22 protein-coding genes are annotated in these 24,230 nt (G+C 51.7%); all 22 read left to right on the top strand.

Annotated elements, in window-relative coordinates:
* The first annotated feature begins 43 nt into the window (after nucleotides 1-43).
* The 22 genes from BLW01_RS12020 to BLW01_RS11915 all read left to right on the top strand — a co-directional run bounded on the left by BLW01_RS12020 (nucleotide 44) and on the right by BLW01_RS11915 (nucleotide 24,054).
* A complete protein-coding gene (locus BLW01_RS12020) occupies nucleotides 44-1,162 on the top strand; it encodes a polysaccharide export protein (protein WP_092570052.1) in 1,119 nt (372 codons plus the stop codon).
* 5 nt (nucleotides 1,163-1,167) lie between these two features.
* Complete coding sequence (locus BLW01_RS12015; protein WP_092570050.1) at nucleotides 1,168-1,623, top strand: low molecular weight protein-tyrosine-phosphatase; 456 nt, start codon at nucleotides 1,168-1,170, stop codon at nucleotides 1,621-1,623.
* Between the two features lie 19 nt (nucleotides 1,624-1,642).
* Nucleotides 1,643-3,919, top strand: coding sequence for a polysaccharide biosynthesis tyrosine autokinase (locus BLW01_RS12010; RefSeq protein ID WP_229806511.1), 2,277 nt, complete (start codon nucleotides 1,643-1,645; stop codon nucleotides 3,917-3,919).
* 8 nt (nucleotides 3,920-3,927) lie between these two features.
* Nucleotides 3,928-5,751: an ABC transporter ATP-binding protein gene (locus tag BLW01_RS12005; protein ID WP_092570048.1), complete on the top strand. Its 1,824-nt coding sequence runs from the start codon at nucleotides 3,928-3,930 to the stop codon at nucleotides 5,749-5,751.
* A 39-nt stretch (nucleotides 5,752-5,790) separates the two neighbouring features.
* On the top strand, nucleotides 5,791-6,801 hold the full coding sequence (locus BLW01_RS12000; RefSeq protein ID WP_092570046.1) for an NAD-dependent 4,6-dehydratase LegB: 1,011 nt from the start codon (nucleotides 5,791-5,793) through the stop codon (nucleotides 6,799-6,801).
* A gap of 40 nt (nucleotides 6,802-6,841) precedes the next feature.
* Entirely contained in the window at nucleotides 6,842-7,468 is a 627-nt protein-coding gene (locus BLW01_RS11995; protein ID WP_092570044.1) for an acetyltransferase, read from the top strand.
* Nucleotides 7,465-8,484, top strand: coding sequence for an N-acetylneuraminate synthase (gene neuB / locus BLW01_RS11990; RefSeq protein ID WP_217635528.1), 1,020 nt, complete (start codon nucleotides 7,465-7,467; stop codon nucleotides 8,482-8,484). Before BLW01_RS11995 ends, neuB begins: the two co-directional genes overlap by 4 nt.
* Nucleotides 8,481-9,677 carry a UDP-N-acetylglucosamine 2-epimerase gene (gene neuC / locus BLW01_RS11985; protein ID WP_175529834.1) on the top strand — a complete coding sequence of 399 codons (1,197 nt, stop codon included), beginning with the start codon at nucleotides 8,481-8,483 and terminating at the stop codon, nucleotides 9,675-9,677. The genes neuB and neuC overlap by 4 nt, the downstream gene beginning before the upstream one ends.
* Before the next feature lie 13 nt (nucleotides 9,678-9,690).
* Nucleotides 9,691-10,755, top strand: a complete 1,065-nt coding sequence (locus tag BLW01_RS11980; RefSeq protein ID WP_175529833.1) for a nucleotidyltransferase family protein — start codon at nucleotides 9,691-9,693, stop codon at nucleotides 10,753-10,755.
* Nucleotides 10,756-10,797: 42 nt separating this feature from the next.
* Nucleotides 10,798-11,496, top strand: coding sequence for an acylneuraminate cytidylyltransferase family protein (locus BLW01_RS11975; protein ID WP_092570038.1), 699 nt, complete (start codon nucleotides 10,798-10,800; stop codon nucleotides 11,494-11,496).
* A complete protein-coding gene (locus BLW01_RS11970; protein WP_092570036.1) occupies nucleotides 11,493-12,230 on the top strand; it encodes an SDR family NAD(P)-dependent oxidoreductase in 738 nt (245 codons plus the stop codon). The genes BLW01_RS11975 and BLW01_RS11970 overlap by 4 nt, the downstream gene beginning before the upstream one ends.
* Nucleotides 12,231-12,263: 33 nt before the next feature.
* Entirely contained in the window at nucleotides 12,264-13,415 is a 1,152-nt protein-coding gene (locus BLW01_RS11965) for a polysaccharide pyruvyl transferase family protein (protein WP_175529832.1), read from the top strand.
* Nucleotides 13,416-13,457: 42 nt separating this feature from the next.
* Nucleotides 13,458-14,384, top strand: coding sequence for a Gfo/Idh/MocA family protein (locus BLW01_RS11960; RefSeq protein ID WP_092570032.1), 927 nt, complete (start codon nucleotides 13,458-13,460; stop codon nucleotides 14,382-14,384).
* Nucleotides 14,365-15,189, top strand: coding sequence for an SDR family NAD(P)-dependent oxidoreductase (locus tag BLW01_RS11955; protein WP_092570030.1), 825 nt, complete (start codon nucleotides 14,365-14,367; stop codon nucleotides 15,187-15,189). Before BLW01_RS11960 ends, BLW01_RS11955 begins: the two co-directional genes overlap by 20 nt.
* Nucleotides 15,190-15,215: 26 nt before the next feature.
* Nucleotides 15,216-16,199: a polysaccharide deacetylase family protein gene (locus tag BLW01_RS11950; protein ID WP_092570028.1), complete on the top strand. Its 984-nt coding sequence runs from the start codon at nucleotides 15,216-15,218 to the stop codon at nucleotides 16,197-16,199.
* Nucleotides 16,200-16,249: 50 nt separating this feature from the next.
* Entirely contained in the window at nucleotides 16,250-17,533 is a 1,284-nt protein-coding gene (locus BLW01_RS11945; protein WP_175529831.1) for a DUF4910 domain-containing protein, read from the top strand.
* A gap of 61 nt (nucleotides 17,534-17,594) precedes the next feature.
* Complete coding sequence (locus BLW01_RS11940) at nucleotides 17,595-18,653, top strand: glycosyltransferase family 2 protein (protein ID WP_092570024.1); 1,059 nt, start codon at nucleotides 17,595-17,597, stop codon at nucleotides 18,651-18,653.
* A gap of 302 nt (nucleotides 18,654-18,955) precedes the next feature.
* The gene (locus tag BLW01_RS11935) at nucleotides 18,956-19,975 is read left to right on the top strand and encodes a hypothetical protein (RefSeq protein WP_092570022.1); all 1,020 of its coding nucleotides are present in this window, start codon (nucleotides 18,956-18,958) and stop codon (nucleotides 19,973-19,975) included.
* Nucleotides 19,920-20,954, top strand: coding sequence for a polysialyltransferase family glycosyltransferase (locus tag BLW01_RS18390; RefSeq protein WP_139243933.1), 1,035 nt, complete (start codon nucleotides 19,920-19,922; stop codon nucleotides 20,952-20,954). The genes BLW01_RS11935 and BLW01_RS18390 overlap by 56 nt, the downstream gene beginning before the upstream one ends.
* Nucleotides 20,951-21,727 carry a glycosyltransferase family 2 protein gene (locus tag BLW01_RS11925; protein WP_092570018.1) on the top strand — a complete coding sequence of 259 codons (777 nt, stop codon included), beginning with the start codon at nucleotides 20,951-20,953 and terminating at the stop codon, nucleotides 21,725-21,727. The genes BLW01_RS18390 and BLW01_RS11925 overlap by 4 nt, the downstream gene beginning before the upstream one ends.
* On the top strand, nucleotides 21,724-22,875 hold the full coding sequence (locus tag BLW01_RS11920; protein WP_092570016.1) for a glycosyltransferase: 1,152 nt from the start codon (nucleotides 21,724-21,726) through the stop codon (nucleotides 22,873-22,875). Before BLW01_RS11925 ends, BLW01_RS11920 begins: the two co-directional genes overlap by 4 nt.
* A gap of 6 nt (nucleotides 22,876-22,881) precedes the next feature.
* Nucleotides 22,882-24,054 (top strand): hypothetical protein, encoded by a 1,173-nt coding sequence (locus tag BLW01_RS11915; protein ID WP_175529830.1) that lies wholly within the window; start codon nucleotides 22,882-22,884, stop codon nucleotides 24,052-24,054.
* Nucleotides 24,055-24,230 lie beyond the last annotated feature (176 nt).

Raw genomic sequence — 24,230 nt, 5'->3', positions numbered from 1 at the left:
GAATAATAACGCCATCCCCCAATAACGACATATAGGTACCAGTATGGGAACGCAGGGGCGACGTCACTGGTTGGGTATCATCGCACTATCGATCAGCGTGAGTGGCTGTGCGATGGCTCCCGGCGGTCATATCGATTACGAGGCGGAATCCGTTTCGTTGGATGGCCTGGTCGATATCGAGCCGATTACGCCGGAGTTGGTCTCCGAATACCGGGCCCGCTTGAACGGGAGCATTGCCAGCCCGATATCGCCGACACTCAGTGCGGCGGTCACCGACTACGAGTATCTGGTCGGGCCGGGCGATGTGCTGAGTATCGTCGTCTATGATCATCCGGAGTTGACCATTCCCGCGGGTGGCGAAAGAAGCGCTGCCGAGGCGGGCAATGTCGTCCATCCCGATGGAACCCTCTTCTATCCCTATATCGGCCGGGTCGAGGTCGAGGGTATGACGGTCGAGGCGGTTCGCGACTTGTTGACTCGCCGGTTGTCCGAATACATCAATGACCCGCAGATCGAGGTGACCGTCGCTGACTATCGTGCCAAGAAGGTCTATGTCAGTGGCGCGGTCGGTTCGCCGGGCACCATTCCCATTACCAATGTGCCGTTGACGGCCATGGATGCCATCAGTCTGTCCGGGGGCATCAGCGCTGAAGGTAATTGGCATGAGGTGACGCTGACCCGCGATGACGAAGAGGAGGTCCTCTCGTTGTACGACATGATGCAGCGGGGCGACCGAACGGAGAACCGGCTGCTGCAGGACGGCGACATCTTGCATGTACCGACGCGGGAGAACCAGAACGTGGCGGTGCTCGGGCAGGTGCGCGCGCCGGGCAACCTCAATCTGGGCAATGAGCGGATCACTTTGACCGATGCATTGGCCCGGGCCGGCGGCGTGGTGGAAGAGCGGGCCGAGCCGACGGGGATTTTCGTGATCCGCACCCACCGCGATGCCAGTGACAAGGTGGCCACGGTCTATCAGCTCGATATCAGCAATGCGGTGGCGCTGGCGATGGGTACCCGGTTCCCGCTGGAACCGCAGGATATCATCTACGTGACATCGGCGCCGCTGGCTCGCTGGAATACCGTCATCAGCCTGCTGTTGCCCTCCGTCAACCTGCCGGGGTCGCTCGTGAATACCACCACGGATGTGAACGATCTGTGACATCGATGTTCGATTCGATTCTGGTGGTGTGTAGCGGCAATCTCTGTCGCAGTCCGGTGGCGACCGCCTTGTTGCAAGTCCGCCTACCCGGTCGAGTGATTCGCTCGGCCGGATTGAGTGCCAACCTGCAAGAGGGGCTGGGCGTGGCCAGCACGGCCAGGGAGTTGGCCGAAGCGGATGGGTTGAATGTACAGCACCATCGTTCGCGATCATTACGCAGGGAATGGCTGGAAAACGTCGATCTGGTGCTGGTGATGACCGAATCGCAGCGATTGGCGATCGGTGACATGGCGCCGGAAGCCACCGGCCGGACCTTTCTGTTCGGGCGCTGGCTCGAAGGGGGCGGCCCGCAGGGTGTGGAAATCCCCGATCCTTACCGTAAGAGCCGCGAGTCCTACATTCATGTTCATCGTTTGCTGGTCAATGCCGCCGATGAATGGCAGCGCAAAATAACACTGTGATACCCGCAGGGAACTCTCAATGAATCAAATGCCTTTTCTGCCCAACAGAAATGAGCCGTCATCCGGCACAAGTGGCGACATCGATTTTGGCCGGCTTTTCGGCATGCTGTTGGATCACAAGTGGTTCATCATCCTCGTCACGGCGTTGTTCTTCGTTGGCGGCGTCGTCTATGCCGCACTCTCCACGCCTATCTACCAGGGCGATGCGCTGGTCCAGGTCGAGCGCCGGTCTTCGGTCAGTCCGTTGGGTGATCTGGACTCCATCATGGGCAATGAAGAGTCGAACACTTCGGCGGAAGTCGAGATCCTGCGTTCACGGATGGTACTGGGCAAGGTCGTGGACCGAACCGGGCTCGATACGCTGGTCATTCCTGAAAAGGTGCCGTATATCGGTGAATACGTACGCCGTAACGGTATTGCCCGGCCCGAGCCGTTTTCGGTGCCGTACCTCTCGCAGTGGGGGATCGATGAAATCGACCTTCCCGACTTGCTGGGGATCGATACGGCGGCCTGGGGTGGCGAGAGTGTGAGAGTCGGGCGTTTCGATGTCGATGCATCGTTGCGGGGGTATCCCTTTACCCTCCGAGTCGAGGATGGCGACAGTTACTCGCTTCTTCAGGGGGAACGGACGATCGGTCAGGGGCGTGTCGGTGACAATGTCACGTTCCTTGATGGCGATATGCACCTGCGGGTGTCGGAGATCACTGCGCCGGCCGGGGTGGAGTTTACCCTGGTCAAGCAGACTCGCGCGGCGGCGGCCGGGTCGCTGGGGGCACGTCTTGGTGTGAGCGAGCAGGGCGCGAGTGGCGGTAGCAGCACCGGCATGTTGCGACTGCGACTGACAGGTACCGACCGGGCCGAGATACAGGATTCGCTCGATGCAATCAGTGAGGCCTTCCTGATGCAGAATGTCGAGCGTCAGTCGGCGCAGGCGGATCAGAGCCTGGAATTTCTGGAGGAGCAGGCGCCGGAGTTGCGAACCAAGCTGAATGAGGCTGAAGAACGCCTGAATCAGTATCGGGTCGACACCAATAGCGTCGATCTCAATTCGGAATCGCAGTCCGTGGTCAATCAGGTGATTGCCGTCGAGCAACAACTGAGCGATCTCGAGTTGCAGGAAGCCGAGCTGGCGCAGCGTTTCACGGGCAATCATCCCTCCTACCGGGCACTGGGACGTCAACGAGCCCACCTGATGGAGGAGCGCGAAGAGCTCAATCAGCGGATCGACAGTCTGCCGGCGGCCCAGCAGGAAGTCGTGCGGCTGACCCGTGATGTCGAGGTGACTCAGGCGATCTATGTCAACCTGCTCAATCGCGCCCAGGAATTGCAGGTAGCCAAGGCTGGAACGATCGGCAATGTGCGCATCATCGATGATACGGTGGTCGGCGCCGGACCCATTGCCCCGAACAAGCCGGTGATCGTCATGCTGGCGACTGTCATGGGTGGGTTCCTGTCGGTGGCGTTCGTGCTGGCGCGTGGGTTTCTCAACCGTGGCGTGGAAAACCCCGAACAACTTGAGGCACTGGGACTGCCGGTCTATGCGACCGTGCCGTTGTCCGACGCCCAGACCAAACTGGTCAAACGCATCAAGCATCGGCGTGACAAGAAGAGTCGAGCGGTCATCGGTGGATTGCTGGCCTCGACGAATCCGACCGATACCGCCATCGAGGCCATGCGAGGCCTGCGTACCAGTCTGCACTTCGCGATGCTGGACGCCATCAATAACAGCATCATGATCACCGGCCCCAGTCCGGATGTCGGCAAGAGCTTTCTGTCGGCGAACCTGGGAGCGGTATGCGCCCAGGCCGAACAGCGGGTGCTGATCGTCGATGCCGATATGCGCAAGGGACACATTCACCATATCTTCGGCGACAAGCCCGACAACGGGTTGTCGGATGTCCTGTCAGGCAGATGCCATTGGCAGCAGGCGATCCGGCATACCTCGATCGAAGGGCTTTGTTATCTGTCGCGGGGTGTGGTCCCTCCCAATCCGTCGGAGCTGTTGATGCAGGAGCGGTTTTCACGCTTCCTGCAGAGCGTCAGCCCCGAGTTCGATCTTGTGATCATCGATACGCCGCCGATTCTGGCCGTCACCGATGCCGCGATTGTTGGCAAGCAGATCGGAACGACGTTGATGGTCGCACGCTTCCAGTTGAATCCTCCCCGTGAAGTGAATATCGCCCTCAAGCGCCTCGAAAACGCCGGTGTCGACGTCAAGGGTTGCATCATGAACGCCCTCGAGAACAAGGCGGCCGCCAGCTACGGCTACGGGTACTACCACTACACCTACTCCTGAGTCCACGCATGTTCCACCACCTCAAGGAACTCTACACGTTGCTGACCCGCGAGCAGCGCCGCAAGCTCATGGCGCTGCAGGTGCTCGTCGTGATCATGTCGTTCACCGAGATTGCGGGTGTCGTCTCGATCGGCCCGTTCATGGCACTGGTGGGCGATATCGAACAGTTACAGGGCGATGGGTTGCTGGCGGAACTCTACCGGTTCAGCGGCCTGGCCACGCCTGAGGACTTCCTGTTCATGATGGGGCTTGCCGTCCTGTTGTTACTGGTGGTGGCGGGATTGTTCTCGATGTATACGACTTGGCGGCTATCGCTGTATGGCGCTTATGTGGGGGCCGAGCTTTCCAGCCGGCTCTATCGTTACTACATGCATCAACCCTGGCTGTTTCACTCGGCGGGTAGCAGCAGTTATTTGACCAAGCAGATAGCTCAGGAGTGTCAGCGCATTACGGCAGGTATCATCAACCCGGTCATGCAGATGAATGCCAAGCTGGTGATGGCTTTGCTGATGTCGACGGTGGTTTTCGTTTATAACCCGGTAGTCGCCGTTAGTGCGTTGATCATCTTTTCCGCTTCTTACTTCGTGTTGTACAAAACCGTTCGCATGAAGTTGACAAATAATGGCCGAACGATTTCTGAGGCTCAGAATCACCGCTATCAATTGATGGCCGAAGGCTTCGGCGGCATCAAGGATGTGCTGTTGCTGGGGCGACAGTCTTTGTATGTCACTCAGTTCGATCGAAAAAGTAATGATCTAGCGCAGTCGATGGGGGGGACGCAGGCACTACGACAGGTACCCCGTTATGCGATGGAAATCATCGCCTTTGGTGGCGTTATATTCCTGATACTTTATTTGTTGAAAAGTCATCAAGGAAATCTCGGGACGATTCTCCCTGTACTTTCAGTGTATGCGCTGGCGGGTTTCAAATTATTGCCGGCTTTTCAGCAGACCTATTCGAGTGTGTCCAGTATTCGCGGCACGCTCTCGGCCTATGAAGCGATCCGTGATGATCTGTGGGCGAGCCGTGAAATATCTGATCATGACGACGGCATGGTCGTGGCTCCTTCGCATGAACATTCTCCGGATTCTGCGACGCCGTTCCGTCGCGATGTGGTTCTGAGCCAGGTCGACTTCCATTATCCGGGGAAATCGGAGGCTGCACTGAAGGGGCTATCGTTGACGATTCCCATCAACCGCGTCATCGGACTGGTCGGTGCTTCCGGCTCGGGAAAATCGACCATCATCGACTTGCTACTGGGCCTGATCGAGCCAGACGCGGGGCAAGTCTTCATCGATGGGCGGCCACTGACTCGGGAAAACAGACGAGCCTGGCAGGATACGATCGGTTTCGTCTCGCAGAGTATCTTCCTGGCGGATGCCAGTATTCGACGCAACATCGCTTTCGGTCTACCTGATGGTGATATCGATGAAGCGCGCGTCGAGCGAGCGGTGGATCTTTCCCATTTACGTGAACTGGTCGACGAGCTGGACGAGGGCCTGGATACCCGCGTCGGAGAACGCGGAATTCAACTCTCCGGCGGCCAGCGTCAGCGCATCGGAATCGCCCGCGCCCTCTATCACGATGCCAGTGTGCTGATCCTGGATGAGGCGACCAGCGCGCTCGATGGCATCACCGAAAAGATCATCATGGATGCCATTCACGATTTCTCCGGCAGCAAGACCATCGTGCTGGTGGCTCACCGGCTGGCGACCGTGAAGCAGTGCGATTGCATCTATCTGATCAGCTGCGGTCGAGTCGTCGACCAGGGAAATTATGACAGCCTGATTCAGGATAATGAGATGTTCCGCCGCATGGCACAGCACGCCTGACCACACCATTCCCTTCTGACGTTTCCGGATGAATGACGTATGGATTTGACGAACAAGACGATTCTGGTGACCGGCGCCGATGGGTTCATCGGTTCGCACCTGACGGAAACGTTGGTCAGGCGTGGCCATTCGGTCAGGGCGTTCGTGATGTACAACGCTTTCAATAGCTGGGGGTGGCTGGATCAGAGCGAGCCGGGCATTCGAGAGGCGATCGAGGTGTTTGCCGGTGACATTCGCGATCCGCATGGCGTCCGGGAGTCGATGAAGGGCTGCGATGTCGTGTTGCACCTGGCGGCACTGATCGCTATTCCCTACTCCTACCATTCGCCGGATACCTATATCGATACCAATATCAAGGGAACGCTCAACGTGCTGCAGGCGGCACGCGAGCTGGGCGTCGAACGCGTGGTGCATACCTCGACCAGTGAGGTGTATGGCACGGCGCTCAGTGTGCCGATCGACGAGTCGCACCCATTGCAGGGGCAATCCCCCTATTCGGCGTCCAAGATCGGCGCCGACCAACTGGCGTTGGCGTTCCATCGCTCGTTTTCCACACCGGTGGCATTGATACGCCCGTTCAATACCTATGGACCACGACAGTCCGCGCGAGCGGTGATTCCCACCATCATCACGCAATTGGCCGCCGGTGCCCGCCGGTTACGGCTGGGTGCGCTGCATCCCACCCGCGATTTCAGTTACGTCGACGATACGGTGGCCGGCTTCATCAAGGTGGCCGAGTGCGACGCGGCCGTCGGTCAGGTCATCAATGTCGGCAGTGGTTTCGAGATCAGTATTGGCGAGACCGCCAGGTTGATTGCCGATGTGATGGGCCGTGAAGTCCAGATCGAGACCGATGACCAGCGACTCCGCCCCGAGAAGAGCGAAGTCGAACGACTCTGGGCCGATACACGCCGTGCGTCATCCTGGCTGGGACATGTGCCGATCTACGGCGGAGTGGATGGGCTGAGTCGGGGGCTGGAACGCACGATCGAGTGGTTTACCCACTCGGATAACCTGTCCCGTTACAAGGTGGATCATTACAACTTGTGACGGCCCTTGAAGATGACCTGCACGATAAAGGTGACAACCAGTGTGTGACTTCGTGGTGCTTGGCGGCGGTGGGCATGCCCGGGTCATCATCCAGGGACTGCAATCGCTTGGCCATCAGGTATGCGGGTATACCGCATTGGAAGATGTCGGTGCCCTGCGAGGTGTGCCGTATCTGGGGTGTGACACCCTGTTGGCCGATTTGAAACCGCAATTGCCCGATCATGCGGCGCTGGGCATTGGCAAGGTGGTCGTCGACTCACTGCGAAGTGGATTGATGGATCGATTGATTCGGCTCGGGTTTCAGCTTCCCTCCTTGATCATGCCGCATGCGGTCGTACACGACGACGTCATTCTCGGTGACGGGTCCGTGATATTGGATGGCGCCGTCGTGGTATGCGGCAGTCGACTCGGCCGGGCGTGCATCATCAATACCCATGCCAGCGTCGACCATGATTGTGTCATCGGTGACGACGTACATATTGCCCCGGGGAGTACGCTGAGCGGCGGGGTGGTGGTCGGTAACCGCTGCATGATCGGTACCGGCGCCAGGTTGATCCATGGCGTGCGGCTGTGTGACGACTGCCTGATCGGCGCAGGCACGACAGTGGTTCGCAATATCGATATCCCCGGCACCTATGTCGGGACACCTGCCAGGAGAGTCGCGTGACGTTCTCGACCACTACCTTTGTCATCGCCGAAGTCGGCGTCAATCATAATGGGTCAATGGAGATGGCGCTGGCGCTGATCGACGAAGCCCATCATTGCGGTGCCGACGCCGTGAAGTTCCAGACCTTCGATCCCGGTCGGCTGGTCACCCGTCACGCGGCCAAGGCGGACTATCAACGACAGGCCACCCCGGATGACGAGTCGCAGTATGCGATGCTCAAGGCGTTGGCGCTGTCGGAGTCGCAATTCGCACGGCTGCATGACTATTGCGACAGGGTTGGCATCGAATTCCTGTCCAGTCCGTTCGAGGAGGCCAGCGCGTCGATGCTCGAGGCGCTCGGCATGCGTGTATTCAAGATTCCGTCGGGTGAGATCACCAATCTGACGTTACTGGATCATATCGGGGCGTTCGGCAAACCGGTGATTCTTTCCACGGGCATGTGCCATCTCGCCGAGGTAGAAACCGCCCTCGCGCGGTTGCAGCGGGCCGGTGCCGGTGAGGTAACGCTGCTGCATTGTGTCACCGAGTACCCGGCACCGTATGAGGCGATCAACCTGGCCGCCATGGCGACGCTGAAAGCAGCGTTCGGGGTACCGGTGGGATATTCCGATCATACCCGCGGTATCGAGATTCCGATCGCGGCCGTGGCAATGGGCGCCACGATCATCGAAAAGCACTTCACACTGGATACGATGTTACCGGGACCCGATCATGCGGCCTCGCTGGCGCCTGATGAATTCCAGCGCATGGTGCAGAGCATCCGCCATGTCGAGCTGGCCCGGGGCGATGGCCGTAAACGGCCGGCGCCGTGTGAGCAGGCCAATATGGATGTGGTACGCAAGAGTATCGTCGTTACCCGCCCAGTGGCAGCGGGAGAGGTCATCACGGCATCGCACCTGGCCGTGAAGCGCCCCGGCACCGGCCTGCCTCCCGATCTGCTCGATTCGGTGATCGGTCGGCGGGCGAGCCGTTCGATCGGTGTGGATGAGTTGCTCGATTGGCAGGACGTGTCGTGAACCGCCGTCGACTGTGGGTATTGACCTCGACACGTGCCGATTACGGGCTGCTCTACTGGCTGCTGCGCGAGATCGACGATGATCCGGCACTCGAGTTGATGCTCGCGGTGACGGGCTCTCATCTGTCAGCCGAGTTCGGTGAAACGATCAGGGATATCGAGCGGGACGGTTTCCGGGTGCATCGACGCATGGAGATACTGTTGTCTTCGGATACCCGTATCGCGATGACCAAGGCGATGGGGTTGGCGTTGCTCTCCTGCGGTGAGGCGCTGGCAGAGGATCGTCCCGATATGGTGGTGCTGTTGGGGGATCGCTTCGAGATCGTGCCGGTGGCTCTGGCTGCCGTGACGCATGGGATTCCGGTGGCACATCTGCATGGCGGCGAGACGAGTCGCGGGGCGCTGGATGATTACTTTCGCCATGCCGTGACCAAGCTGGCCAATCTGCATTTTCCCGCCACGGAGACGTACCGTCGCCGCATTCTGCAAATGGGGGAAAGCCCGGAACGGGTCTACAACTATGGCGCACCGGGGCTGGACCACCTGCATCGCAGTGAGCAGGTCTCGCGTGAGGCGCTGGCAGAGGCGCTGAGCCTGCCGCTCGATCGGCCGACGGCCATCGTGACCTACCACCCCGTGACGGTGGACGCTGAAGAGGCATCGGCGTCACCGGTGTGTGAACTGTTGGCAGCGCTCGATGCCCGACCCGAGCTGCAGGTGGTGTTCTCCAAGGCCAATGCCGATGCGCGGGGACGCTCCATCAATGCCGTTCTGGCTCAGTGGTGCGAGGCGAATCCGCAACGCAGCCGGCTGTTCGATAACCTGGGCCAGCGACTCTATCACGCCTGCCTGCGCCATCTGGACCTGATGATCGGCAATTCATCGAGCGGTCTCGTGGAAGCGCCCTCGTTCAGGTTGCCGGTCGTGAATGTCGGCAGTCGCCAGGAAGGCCGGCTGTTCGCCGATAACGTCATTCCTGTGATGGATACCGCGACGGCTATCACGCAAGGCATCGATCAGGCGCTGGACCCGGGCTTCAGGGCGCGTATTGCCATGATGACCAACCCCTATGATCACTTTGGTGACGGCAGTGCGTCGCGCCGTATCAAGGATGTGCTGAAACAGGTGCCGTTGGATAGTGCATTGATGAAAAAGGGGTTCGTCGACATGCCTGGAACGGCGGCACATGACTGAGAGAGGGAAGACGATGACAGGCTTCGATTCACTCCTGATCGAGGAGCAGCGCAAGGTGCGTGACGCGCTGCATCAACTCGAGGAGACACGTCGCCAGATTCTCTATGTAATCGATGATGCGAGTCGCCTGGTGGGCAGCTTGACGGATGGGGATGTCCGCCGCTGGATTCTCGGTGGCGGTGATCTGGATAGTGGAGTGGGCAATGTCTGCAATCGTGAGCCGCATTCCGTCAGTGACGGGTACAGTCTGGCAGTGCTTCGCCATGACATGTCCACCTACAAGCTTCATTCACTGCCGGTCGTGAACGCGCAGGGGACCATTGTCGATGTGCTGTTCCGGGAGCGCGTGTTCGAGGAGGCTGAACGGCAAGCGCAGAAGGCGCCGCTGGCAATGCCTGTCGTCGTGATGGCGGGGGGCAAGGGAACACGTCTCGCTCCGTTCACCAGTGTGCTGCCCAAGCCATTGATTCCGGTGGGGGAGAAAACCGCCATCGAGGTGATCCTCGATGCCTTTGTCGCGCACGGTGTGGATGATTTCTACCTGTCGGTGAATTACAAGTCGAAGTTGATACAGGCGTATTTCGAGGAACTGGACCCTCCGTATCGCCTCAGTTATGTCCATGAGGATCAGCCGTTAGGCACAGGCGGCGGCTTGCATGCACTGATCGGTAAATTCGACGGCGATCTGATCGTGACCAACTGCGACGTCATCATCAAGGCCGACTACCACGATCTGGTCGAACATCACCGTCGCGAGGACAACGACATCACCATGGTGGTGTCGTTGCGCCACTACGATATTCCCTACGGAATCTGCGATATCGTCGATAATGGGCAACTGTGCTCGATGCGCGAGAAGCCCCATTACAATTTTCTGGTCAATACCGGTCTCTACGTTCTGCAGGCCTCGGTCCTTGAATTGATTCCCGAGAATCAGTTCTACCATCTCACCGACCTGATCGATGACGTGAAAACCCGAGGGGGACGCGTGGGGGTCTATCCGATCAGCGAGAAAGCCTGGCTCGACACCGGTGAATGGCAGCAGTACTGCGACACCATGGCACAGTTGCGTTCCTGAGGCTGTGTCACTTCCTTACCCTCTCATTTCCGGTCTCACTACATGATCGACACTCAGCGTATCGTTGCCGTGATTCCTGCTCGTGGCGGTAGCAAGAGCGTTCCCGGCAAGAACATTCGATTGCTCGGCGGCAAGCCATTGATTGCCTGGACGGTGGAAACGGCCTTGAGCGTCGATGAAATCGACCGCGTCATCGTTTCCACCGATAGCGAGGCGATTGCCGAGGTGGCAAGAGCCTATGGGGCAGAGGTCTATGAGCGGCCGGCGCATCTGGCAACGGATACAGCGCTGGTGAGCGATGCGGTTCATGACCTTTATCGGACGCTGGTGGCCGAAAGCGAACGGGCGGACATCATGGTATTGCTGGAGCCGACGTGTCCCTTCCGATCCGCTGATGACGTTCAGGCGTGTCTTACTACGTTGATCGAGCGTCGCCTCGATTCCGTCGCGACCTTCACGGCTGCCGATGTGAATCCCCATCGTACCTGGCGGATCGAAGATGGCATGCCGAGTGCCTTCATCGAGGGCGCCGACCCCTGGCTGCCACGTCAGCGGCTACCGGCTGCCTACCAATTGAACGGGGCGGTGTATGCGTTTTTCGCCAAGCGGCTGCCCGTTGGCGAGATCAGCCTGCTCTTCGGTCGTTGTGGTGCCATCGTGATGCCGCCCGAGCGATCGGTGGATATCGACGGTGAGCTCGATTTCCTTGTCGCTGGAACGCTCGGGGAGACGATTCAATGAGCGAGCCGATTCTGGTGACAGGCGCCACCGGCGGGGTCGGGCGTACCATTTGTCGATCCTTGCACCACCGGTATCAGGTCTTGGCGTTAGGCCGGGATGACAGCCGTTTGCGTGAATTGCGTGATGCCTGTCCCGGCATCGTGACGTATTGTACTGACCTGCAGCGTGCCGACGATCTCGTGACATTGATTAAACGGATCGGCAAGGACTATCCCTATATTCCTTATGTCGTAAACAATGCCGGGCTGAATGTGAAGGCCGAAATCACATCGCTCGATATCGAGTCGCTGGAGCACTCCGTCCGGATCAATGCCATCGCCCCCTTCCTCATCATGAAAGCGCTCATTCCGGCCATGCAGGCTCATGATTTTGGACGAATCGTCAATATCACCTCGGGAGCGCCGCTCAACTGTTTTGCCGGCTATGCGGCCTATAGTGCGTCCAAAGCCATGTTGAATGCGTTGACGGTGACGGCAGCCAATGAGAACGCTGAGTTCGATATCAAGATCAATCTGATGAGTCCGGGGCCCGTAAGAAGTGCGATGGCACCAGCGGCTCCGATGGAGCCGGAAGTCTGTCTACCGACCCTTGATTACTTGTTGGGACTGGATCGTGGCGGTCCCAGTGGCCGATTCTTCTGGCTTGGCCATGAGTTGCCGTTATTTCCCGATCTCGAGAGCGTGGACTGGTTGCAGGGAACCGCCGGTACTGCGTTTCCCAGGATTCATGAATGACATGTCAGTCCTTTCATGCCCGTGGAGCAGCCTGTGAAAATCTGTCTGGTGAATGACACCTCGGATGACAGCAACTGGGGAGGCAAGGCGACGTCGCATGCCTTGCGTGCATTGATCGATGATACGGGTGGTCAGGTCGAGGCAACGATATATCAGTATCGACTCGCTACCCCTCAACCTGACGACGTATCAGAATCCGATGCGTTCCTGTCGTCGGGGATGGCCTCGAAGGATGTCGCGCCACTCTGCTGGGCAGCGTTCGACGAGTGCGCGACACAGGTCCTGAATGGGGAGTGGTTTCCGTCGATCTATCGGGAATTGAGCGAATGCGATGTCGTACTCATCAACGGTGAGGGGTGTATCTACGACCGGACGCGGCAGAGTCGCATGATCTACTTCATCGCCTATTTCGCCAAACACTGTCTGGACAAGCCCACGGCCATCGTCAATCACAGCATAGTGTTGAATGACCCTGTATTGATGGAAATCGCCGTCAATGTCTACCCAATGCTCGACGATGTCGTCTTTCGCGAACCGGATTCGGCACTTGCCTGCCCTGGTGCGGCAGGGCACGTGGGGGCGGATGCGGCCTATATCCATTTGCCGAGACCGGTAGCGGCGTGGAACGGTACGCTCGGTGACGGTTTTGATCCCGAGCGGCCCTATGTATGTCTCGGCGGCGGGTCTGTTTTTTTCCGTGGATTACGCCCTGGGTATGATCCCTTGCCGGGTGTCATGCAGTTGTGCGAGCGATTCCGGAACGATGTCGGGCAGGTCGTACTCACCGCCTCGTCCCACAAGGACTTGAGCCTAATGACACCAGTGTCGAGAGAGCTCGGTCTGCCGCTTATCGATATCGGTCAGTCCGTGCAGGAAGCGGTCGATGTGCTGGGCCATGCCGGGGTCTATGTCGGAGCACGATGGCACCCCGGTATTTTCGCGCATCGTGGGGGTACTCCGGTGGTCGCCTGGACGGAGCATACGCCCAAGATGACGGCATTTCTCAAGCAGGCCGAGTTGTCACAACGCACGTTCGATCCGTTTCGCATCGGAGAGCAGCTCGACGATATCGTGAGTCTGGCGGCTACTTATCTCGATGCAGGCCACGAACTCCGTGATCGACTGCGCGTTGGTGCGCAACGGCTGGCATACAAGACGCGTGACAATGTCCGCCTGCTTGGTTGAACGCCAGCCTTTCGCTCATCAGTTCTGAAGCGGGTTATTTCCATGGTTACACGTGTCGGCATGCTGGGCATGAGTGAAGGAAACGGTCATCCTTTCTCGTTCTCGGCGATCATCAATGGTTATTCCGAATCAGGGCTGCGTGACGCCGGCTGGCCTGGAATCTACGACTACGTGTGTCGCCGACATGCATCGGAGTTCGGAGTGGGGGACATGCATGTAACCCACGCCTGGACACAACATGCCGAGCAAACGGCGCGACTGTGTGCAGCCGCTGCGATACCTAACTCGCCGGCTGATTACCTCGACATGATCGACGAGGTGGATGCCGTGATCATTGCCCGTGACGATCCGGAGACACATCGCAGGCTGGCGATACCTTTTCTCGAGGCAGGCATACCCGTGTTCGTCGATAAGCCGTTGACGCTGGCATCGGCTGATCTCCGTTGTTTCGCTCGGTATCTGCGCCAGGGGGTGCTGATGTCATGCTCGGGCATGCGGTATGCCAGGGAGCTGGATGCCATCCGGACTCGACAAGTGGATCACGGGCAACTCAAGCTCGTGCGTGGCACGATCGTCAAGGATTGGACGCGCTATGGCGTGCATCTTCTCGATGCCATCCTGCCGTTGCTGGACGCCCACCCGGTGGCCGTCCAGCCCTTGCCGGCCGGTCACGACTCGGTGGCCGTCATCATGTCCGATGGCATGATCGTGACGATCGATGCCCTTGGTGATGCGCCGGCCATCTTCCGCATCGAGCTCCAGGGTAACCGGCATATCAGCCATGTCGATATCACGGATAACTTCTCGATGTTCCACCGCATGCTGTGGGAGTTCTGGCGCATGATCGTTGAAAAGCGTCCGATGGTGCCGGTGCCTACGACTCTGACGGTCATTCGCACCCTGATGGCCGGCCAACTGGCGCTGGCGACTGGCAAGGAGGTTTCCCTGGATGCCATCGAATTACCGTAATCTTTTCGACCTGCATGGACGAACCGCGATCGTGACCGGCGGGACGGGGATCCTGGGTCGTCATTTCTGCCGGGCGCTGGCCGACTACGGGGCGAATGTGGTGATCGCTGATCTGGATGGCGTCATTGCCGAATCCTTCGCTGAGCAATTACAGCAGGAAACCGGAACTTCCTGTATCGGCCTGGCCTGTGATGTTGCCTGTGAAGATTCGGTTGAGGCGCTAATGACCAATGCTCTGGAGCGCTTCGGCTCGATCGATGTGGTTCATAACAATGCAGCCAGCAAGTCGGATGACCTGGAGGCGTTCTTTGCGCCGGTCGAAGCTTACAGTCTGGCCGAGTGGCGCAAGATCATGGCGGTCAATCTGGATGGCGTGTTCCTGGTGTCGCGCTCGGCCGGTCGAAGGATGATCGAGCAGGGGCGTGGCGGCAGCATCATTCATACCGGCTCGATTTACGGTCACTTGGGGAGCGATCCGCGTATCTATGCCGGGTCCGAATACCTGGGCGTCGGCATCAACACCCCGCCAGTCTATGCCGCTTCCAAGGCCGGTGTTGACGGGCTGGCACGCTACCTGGCCACGCAATGGGCCGAGTACGGCATTCGCGTCAACACCCTGGTGCCGGGTGGTGTGGAAAGCGGCCAGAACGAGACCTTTCAGTCGCGTTATTCGCAGCGGGTGCCGCTGGGGCGCATGGCGCAAGCCGACGACCTGGTCGGAGCGCTTATCTATCTGGCCTCCGATGCCTCGCGTTATGTTACCGGCCAATCGCTGTTCGTCGACGGTGGCTTGAGCGCCTGGTAACCCTTTCCTCTGCAGGAGCAATCAGCATGTCGCAGCCGTTGACCATCGTCATGTATCACTATGTGCGTCCGTTACGAACATCGCGCTATCCGGCCTTGAAAGCGCTGGAACTGACAGATTTCGAAGGACAGCTCGATTATCTCCAGCGGCATTATCGTGTCGTGCGGATGGAAGACGTCATTGCTTCGGTCAAGGGGGAAGCATCGCTTCCGGAGAACGCGGCGCTGCTGACCTTCGATGATGGTTATCGCGATCACTACGAGCACGTATTTCCGTCATTGGTCGAGCGGGGCCTGCAGGGCAGTTTCTTTCCTCCCGCCTGTGCGGTCAGGGAGCGTCGGGTTCTGGATGTCAACAAGATCCACTTCGTGCTCGCGTCCATCGATGAGACTTCCCTACTGATCGATACCGTATTTCGCTTTCTTGATACCCACCGTGAACAATACGGGCTCGATGATAACGACGCCTATTACCAACGCTATTGCCATGAAAGTCGCTACGACGATCCCGATGTGGCATTCATCAAGCGACTCCTGCAAAAGGGGTTGCCAGAAACGTTGAGAGCCGAGTTGGTGGATGAACTCTTCCACCGTTTCGTGACGGAAGACGAACGCGCCTTCGCTGACGAGCTCTATATGAGCGTAAATGAATTGCGTGAACTCCATGAGAGCGGCATGTACCTCGGCAGCCATGGTGACCGCCATGAATGGTTGAACACATTGTCCGGTGAGGCGCAGCAACGGGAAATCGATGCCAGCTTGTCGTTCCTGGCCGAGCTGGGAGTCCAGACTACTGACTGGGTCATGTGCTACCCGTACGGCGGCTATAATCCGTTGCTGCTGGAACTGCTCAGACTCCGAGGATGTACTTTGGGACTGACCGTCAACGTCGACATAGCTGACCTGTCAGAAGATGACCCGCTATTGTTACCACGCCTCGATACGAATGACTTGCCTATGTCCTGTGTTTCCTACGACATGGCTGATCGCGCTAAGTGTGACCATCTTTAGTTCTGTGCATTCATTGCATGAGTTCCAAAAGTGAGGGAAGTATGGTTGACATGATGAAGCTCCTGGCTGATCTGACACCACTGAATCGGGTCATTTGTTCCAGCGATTTCGATGACACGATAGGCTACATGAAAGATATTCTGCCTTTCCGTGAATGGACCTATCCAGCGGATGATGTCTACAACGGATGGGTGATACCACCCAAATGGGATGTGAAGCAGGCGGGAATCTACCACAAGGGGCGTTTGATATACGATGGATTGCATCACCCGCTCGCTGTCATGGCGCTATCAGCGCCATTTCGGGGAACCGTTGACCTGGCTGAGTTGAAGCAGCATCTGCACTATGATCACCGTTACGATGGTGCTATTCCTTTTCATTTCCGCCAACTTTTCCGTAGCTATGATCGCGACTGGGGCTTCTGTGTGCCCAAGACTTTCTACGACGGTCTTGCAGCCGGTAATTATGACATTGTCATCGAAACGGAAGAGGCGCCGGGAATACTACGAGTACTGGATTTCACGATAGAAGGGAAAGTGCCGGAAACCATCGTATTCGGTGCCAACCTCGATCATCCTGGAGTGGCCAACGACGGTCTATCCGGAGTTGCCGTAGGTGTTGCCTTATTTGATCGTTTGCGGCAAATGAAGGAGAAACCGAATTTCAGCTACCGTTTAGTATTGGCACCGGGAATTATCGGTAATGAATACTACCTTGGCATGTTGCCCGTGGAAGAAAGGGATAAAATCATCGAAGGTATGATGCTTGAAATGCTTGGATCGCCTACGGAATTGTCACTTCAGTTATCAAGAAGCAAGAATTCAAACATAGAGCTCTCAGCAGAAGATGCTCTTGATGAGTTGAGAACGAGACACAATGTTGGAGAGTTCGAGAGTTCACTCATAAATGATGAGTATATTTGGGAAGCCTATGGCATTCCGATGGCTTCATTATCCCGGTATCCTTATCCTGAATATCACACTGATCGCGACGATATCGGCCTTATGTCCAATGTGAGCCTGGAAGAATCTCTTGATGTCGTTAGTCATGCTGTGAATACATTGGAGTCCGGTCCTATCATTCGGAAGAAATTCATTGGAAATATCTGTCTTTCGAACCCGGCCTATGACCTCTATATTGATCCGGGTCAGGTGGCTTTTGGTGATAAACCCGATGGGAATCGTCGGAAGTTACGTCTTTTAATGGATATTATACCTACAATAACGAGGCCTGTCACAATAACACAGTTGGCAAAAAAAGTAGGACTACCGGATGAAGAAGTGGAACGGTACATAAGGATGTGGGGGGAATGCGACTTGGTATCTATAACCTAGGGTAATGGTTGTTCTTGGTTAAATATTTTAAAAGACCATCCTGTTATTTGAAGTAATTATAATGAAATCCTTTAACAATATGCATGACAAGGGAAAAGTTCTATCCATTATTGTGCCATTTTTTAATTCTAAGAATAAATGTAACAAGCTGCTTCAGACATTGGCAAAGATCGAAGATGATGAGATTGAGTTGATATTTGTTGATGATGGTTCAATAGATGGTACTTTGAGGTATCTTGAAGACTATAAGAATGTACTACGTTGTGAAACTAAAATAGTCAGGCAAGAAAATAAAGGGCCAGGCGGTGCTAGAAATTATGGGTTGAATATATCGACAGCAGCTTATGTATGGTTCGTGGACTCCGATGATGATATTAATCAAGAAGCGGTTGACTTTTTTAAAAAAATATACCTGAATGGTTATGATTTCATAGACTTCAATATTCAGGATGATAGTAATATATATAGTTCAATAACATTTCGTGAAGGCTCATACGTAGTTGATGATAGGGCAAGGGAAAAGCTTCTTGTTAGGTTTGGAAGAGCTACAACCAAGATAATAAAAAAATCTATCCTTACTGAGAATAATATTTTATACCCTGAAAATTGCTATTATGAAGATAATCCGATGAACTTTTTTTACCCATATCATATAAGGGCATTTTATAAATCCGATATAGTGGGTTATATATATAACAAAGAAAGTGAATCAATAACAAGAAATATAAAAGTTAAGAAAAAGTTTTATGACCGAATGGCAACAGCTTCTTATGGATATAGTCGTGTATGCTCAAAAGCTAAAAATTCTGAAGAGAAGAAAATTATTGAAGATAGATTTATTAATATTTATCTGTTTGGGACAATATCATCATCAAACTGTATTAGTAAAGCTCCTGGTCCAGGATGGGTTATGGCTTTAAGAGTGATGAAAAGTTACCGTGAGCAAGCAATAAAATTCAGGATTGACAAAACACCACTCAAGAAACTTAAAAAGGGTAAGAGATATAAAAGTATATTTTTGGCTCTCTGGCTATTTTCTTATTTATTACCTTCTCAGGAAAAGTATTTTGATAGACTCCATATGGAAGCTTGGAATAAGCCTATCAAATACATATATTGAAAACATAACTATCTGATAATCGAACAATGTTATCGTTATTAAATAATATGCTGTCGAGGTTTACAATATGTCAGATGGATAGTTTGAAATTTTACCAGTTAGTTTGATTGGTAAATTCCCCCTGATCGAAGTGAGTAATTTAGGTTGAGTGAGTTGTGATACAGAAAATCAGCTGCACGCTTATTTTATTCGCATACATCTCTTGCATTCTATTTTAATTTTTTATCTCACAAGATACGCTGGAAAAATTCATAAATTTACTGTAAACCCACTGGATTAATTTAAAGGGTTAAATTCAAACCATGATATTCAATTTGATTGTTAAATCCGACTACAAGCTTTCAAATAATAAGGTTTTAAAATTTATTAAGCGCCGTTTTTTATGGTTATTGAGTTATTTTGCTCTTTCTGAGAGAAAAAACCTTCATTCTATAAAAAGAATATATTGGCCTTTTGTTGCTTTTTATTTCCATGAAAAGCATAAAAACTTGTTTTCAGGTTTAATGATAATGGAATCTTATAGGTATAAAGTTTCTGCCATTTATCTGATTGCAAGATTTTCAAAGGGTCAATACAAAAGATCTTCTTTAAAATATATGTCTCTTCTAGAAGAGTTTGATATTTTGGGTAGGTTGTTGAGTGAAAAAGATTATTTATTTTTTAAAGAAAACATGTGCTTGGAGCAGAACTGTTTAAATTGGAATTTGAGCCTTGATATTGATCCAGATAAGAAGATAAGAGTTTTAGGCCCTTTGGTTACAAATTATAAGGAAGAAGATGGGTATGATTCAATAATAATCAAGCCAGAAAGGTTTTATTTAGATAGTAATAGTCGGGCGTTTGCATATTACAACACTGAAGATTTTTTATTTAAATTGAAGGATATAATTGATTTAATAGAATCTGGAGCTATCAAAAAAGTCATGACTACTAATAAGGATGAATATAGTAAATATTGGGTTACTCCAGCAATACCATTACCTTATGATTTTATATTTTCTAACCCCCTTGCATTAATAACGATCATTAATACATTATTGTACCATGGTTACGGTGAAATACTTCTAGAAGGTTTCAACTTTTATACAGGCGGGCCTGTTTATAGTGATAAATACCACTCTTCAGTTAAAACAGGAACAGGAAGTTTAAACAAGGAAAAGTTTCTTGAAAGCTTATGTGGCCATGACTTGTTGTTGAATTATATCATACTTAAAAGCATGACGGAGTATAAGGTTTTATATGTTGATCATCACTTGAAATATATACATGAAACAACGCCATATGAGTACATTAAAAAATTTGAAGATGGGTTATATGAATAGAATAATTGAATGTGAATTAATTTCACAACCATCTGTATTTGTCTGTAGCAAACCTTTGCAGGTCATTAACTGTTTGTCGATAATTAGATATTATAAAATCTGCAAACCTGTTTTAATAATCGTTAAAAAAAATTTTCAAGGTTATAATTATTTTATCGACTTTATATCAGAATGTGAGCTTTTGTACCTGTCTGTTGCTTTTAATGTAGTCGACAATCATTTTGAGGCCTGTGAAGTAATAAAGGGTTTAAATTATAGATCAATATTTATCGAAGACGATAGAACAAGTTTTACTTACCTTTTTGCCACTTTGAAAAAAGACCAGTTGATTGTGTTTGAAGAAGGAGTTAGCACTTATTATAGTTCATACCGTTATAAAATGAATATTTTTAGAAAGTTAAAGTGGCTATTGCTTGCCCCTATCACAAAGTCTGGTATACAGTTTGGACAGGGAGAGTTTACAGATTTTGTCATGGTTTCTTACCCTTATTATTTTGGGGAAATAAATAATAAAATTTCTAGAAAAGCACTGTACTTTCCAGGTCTTATGCATGAAATTAGATATGTTAAAAAACCTTGGCTGGATCTTGTTTATGAAGATTTGATAACCGTCAAGCCCGGTTATAATGTTGCTCTAATTATTGGTACATGGGGGGGAGGAGAGTGTAGTATAGAAATGGTTCGTAATATACAGTCAAGTTTTGATGCTACATTCTTTAAGCCTCATCCTCATGATGGATCAGCCTGGGGCGCCGAACAAAAAATAGTTATAATTGATAAGCCGTGGATACCTTCGGAGGTATATATACTGGCATTGATTGAGTTATCTGTAAATATAACAGTATACCATTACTCATCGTCTACTTTTTTTTATTGCATAAATGATACTTCGATGAAGAATGTAAAATTTGTAGATTTAGGAAGCGACAAGTATGTCAAAAAAATATATAAAGATATTCAGAGCATTGAGAGTACATGATGGTTACAAATGAAATAACAATAAGCGTTATTATAACCACTTGTGACAGGCCTGAATACATTCAGGAATCATTAAAAAGTGTTTTAGATCAGGAAGTGGCTCCTTTTGAAATACTCATCATCGATAATGGTTTTATCAGTTTAAAAAAAGAAAACTTGCCTAGCTGTGAGTATCTTCACGTATTGCGCACACTGCCCAGAATCGGTGTCTCTCAAGCACGAAATATTGGGGCAACAATTGCTAGTGGCGATTATATAGCCTTTCTTGATGATGATGATTCTTGGGATAAAGGTTATCTCAAGCATGTATATGAGTTAATTATATCGAGCAAGCCGGATATTATTGTTGGTTGCATAGAAAACATGCAAACGATGATCTCTTTAAAGGGCAAGGACAACTTATTTAAATCAAAAAATGATTATATTTCGACACTACTTGTACGAAATCCGGGCACTATAGGTAGTAACGTCGTTGTAAAAAAATCTGCTTTGACTGAGTCTTCCGGGTATGATCCGTACCTTATAACTGGAGAGGATAAAGGACTTGTTTTAGATTTGTTGTTACTCGATAAATCCATAGCGTTTTCAAAAAAAGCTATAGTTTATTACCGTTGCCATAATGCTGGCGAACGGTTGAGCAGTTCCCGAAAATTAGTTGTTGGCCGGATGAGATTCTTTTGGAAGTATAAGAAAGAAATGAAACTAAAAGAAAAGGTTCTTAATCTGATGTTAACGCTTAATTTGTTTTTAAAAATAAGTAGTAATGATAAATGAATTATTTGTTCGTTGCATTCGTTGATAAAGGTTGGCCTCCTAGTCATTCTTTTGTTGATGGGATGCTTGCGTCTGTACTTGCGGATTCTAAAAATGTTCGAGTTAGGATATATGTTTCTAACTCGGCAGGTGGAAGTGGAAGACCTAGACGATATTTAGGTGCAGTATGCATACCATCTCTTTTTCCAAGAGAGGGTCTAAAAAGACTAGTTAACTTTTTTAAAGTTATTTTTATCTTGCATAGAACTGCAAGGAAAAAGAATAGCCATGAAAGTCTTGTGGTTTTTGTTAGAAATGATCCAATTGTATTGTTAGCTTCCTCGGTTTTTTATAAGAAATGTAAGAGTCTAATATACCAAAGCAGTTTCCCACATGAAAAGTTCAGTGGTAGTGTTGTCAAGAGATTTTTTTCAAAATACTTGCTGTTGTTATCTCGGAATCGAGTATCGTCTATTCTCGCTGTGAGTCCAGATGGTTTATTGAGGATGTACGAAACCTTTCCTCCAAACTTGAAGTCTTCATACATTCCTTTGCTTTGTGATTTCACGCTTTGTGAAAGTCAATATGATGACAATGTTAAAAACAAAATAGATAATGTTAGGTTTATTTATTCAGGAACATTCGGTTCGGATAGGAAGTTGGAAATAGTTATCGAAGCTGTTGTGAAATACTTGTCTGACAGGTTAGATGCTGATTTTTTATTCATAGGCGGGGATGAAGATGATGTCCGAAGATTAAAACAAGTCCCGGGGGTTCAGCAGTTTGTCAAGAAGGGAAATCTTAAGATTGAATGCAAAGTAAGTAGAAGTGAACTTGTCGAACATTTATTGTGTTCAGATATTGGTTTATGTTTGATTCCCCCTACTGAAGAGTACATGGAGTCTTCTCCTACAAAGCTGTCGGAGTATATGGGAGCCGGGCTGGCTGTGTTAGCGAGTTATGGAATACCATTACAGGAAAAATTTATAAAAGAGTCAGAAGCAGGATTGTTGGTGAATTGGTCTGTTGAAGAAATGGTTGAAGGGATTGGGTGTATGGTAAAAGAGGTTGATAATATTAACCTTATGAAGGTCAATGCCAAGGCTTATGCTGATAAAAAATTGAAGTATAATCTATATAAAGATAACTTGTTATCATTATTCGAGTGATGAGATATGGAATATTTTGGAGGGGGCTGGGGAGTCGCTAGTGCAATAACTGTATTAGTTATCGGTTTGTATCTTACGTTGATTCTATCTAGAAGGTTTTACATCGATCAATTTTTATCCTTTGCTATATATTCATGGCATTCTTTTTTTAGTTTCTTGTATGCATGGTTTGTTAATCGCGACGGTGGAGATGCAATAATGTATCATCGCGCTTCTTTAATGGAGCACGTCGAGTTTGAGCTTGGTACATCTGCAGTTATATTCATTAATTCTTTTTTTTCTGATCATCTCGGCCTTTCTTTTTTAGGCTGTTTTTTTGTTTTCAATATTTTTGGCGTCATCGGGATCCTGGCATTTTATGCCTGCATGAAGTCATCATTACATGACAAGTCACCTTACTTAAAATATCTGGCATTGATCATTGTATTCTTACCTTCTGTTAACTTCTGGTCATCTGCAATTGGCAAGGATTCCATCGCCTTCATGGCCACCGGCCTGGCGTTGTGGGCATCGTTGAATTTGCATCGGCGTATGCCTCTGATGGTCATGGCCGTTCTCGTTATGCTTGTCGTGAGACCTCACATGGCGGGCCTCATGGTCATCGCACTGAGTGTCTCTTTCGTCTTCTCCCGTAATGTGACGTTGCTGCAGAGAATCGTGTGCGGCGTGGCCAGTGTAGCCGCCGCTGCCGTCATGATTCCGATGGCACTGGAATATGCCGGTGTGGGCGACGGATCGGATGTTGATGCTGTAGTAACTTATATCGAGGGGCGTCAGGGAGAAAACATGAGCGGTGGAAGTAGTGTGGATATTGCGTCCATGAGCCTTCCCATGCAGTTATTCACTTATATGTTCAGGCCCTTGATTTTCGAGGCAAGAAGTATTTTCCAGCTAGCCGCCGCTGTCGATAACATCATTCTTTTGTGCCTGTTTGCGTTCGGAGGCTGGGCGGTCTTCAAAGGACGCATGAGCCATCTCGGTGATAATCGTACCTTCCTCTGGGTGTATGCCTTGCTGTCCTGGGGCATTCTTGCCATGACCACTGCCAACCTGGGGATCGCAGTTCGTCAGAAATGGATGATTGCCCCTGTTCTGATCTACCTCCTGATTTCAGTGCTCGGTGAACAACGCGCCATGAAGCGGGAAAAACCGGTATCTCACGGCAGTCACTCGATCTAGCCGCTATTTTCGGATAACCACAATGACAAAAGTGCTGGTCATCGCCAGCTTTACCGACTCGATGCTCGAGTTTCGGGGGGCTGTAATGACCCCCTGGTTTCTGCACACCCTACGCAGCTAATGCCGGGTGTGCTCGGGGTGCCACATAGTCCAGAGACTGATGTGGCCGCTCTTCG

The organism is Aidingimonas halophila (genome assembly GCF_900106955.1).
Classification (GTDB): Bacteria; Pseudomonadota; Gammaproteobacteria; order Pseudomonadales; family Halomonadaceae; genus Aidingimonas; species Aidingimonas halophila.
This window is presented reverse-complemented; position numbering and strand designations above follow the sequence as displayed.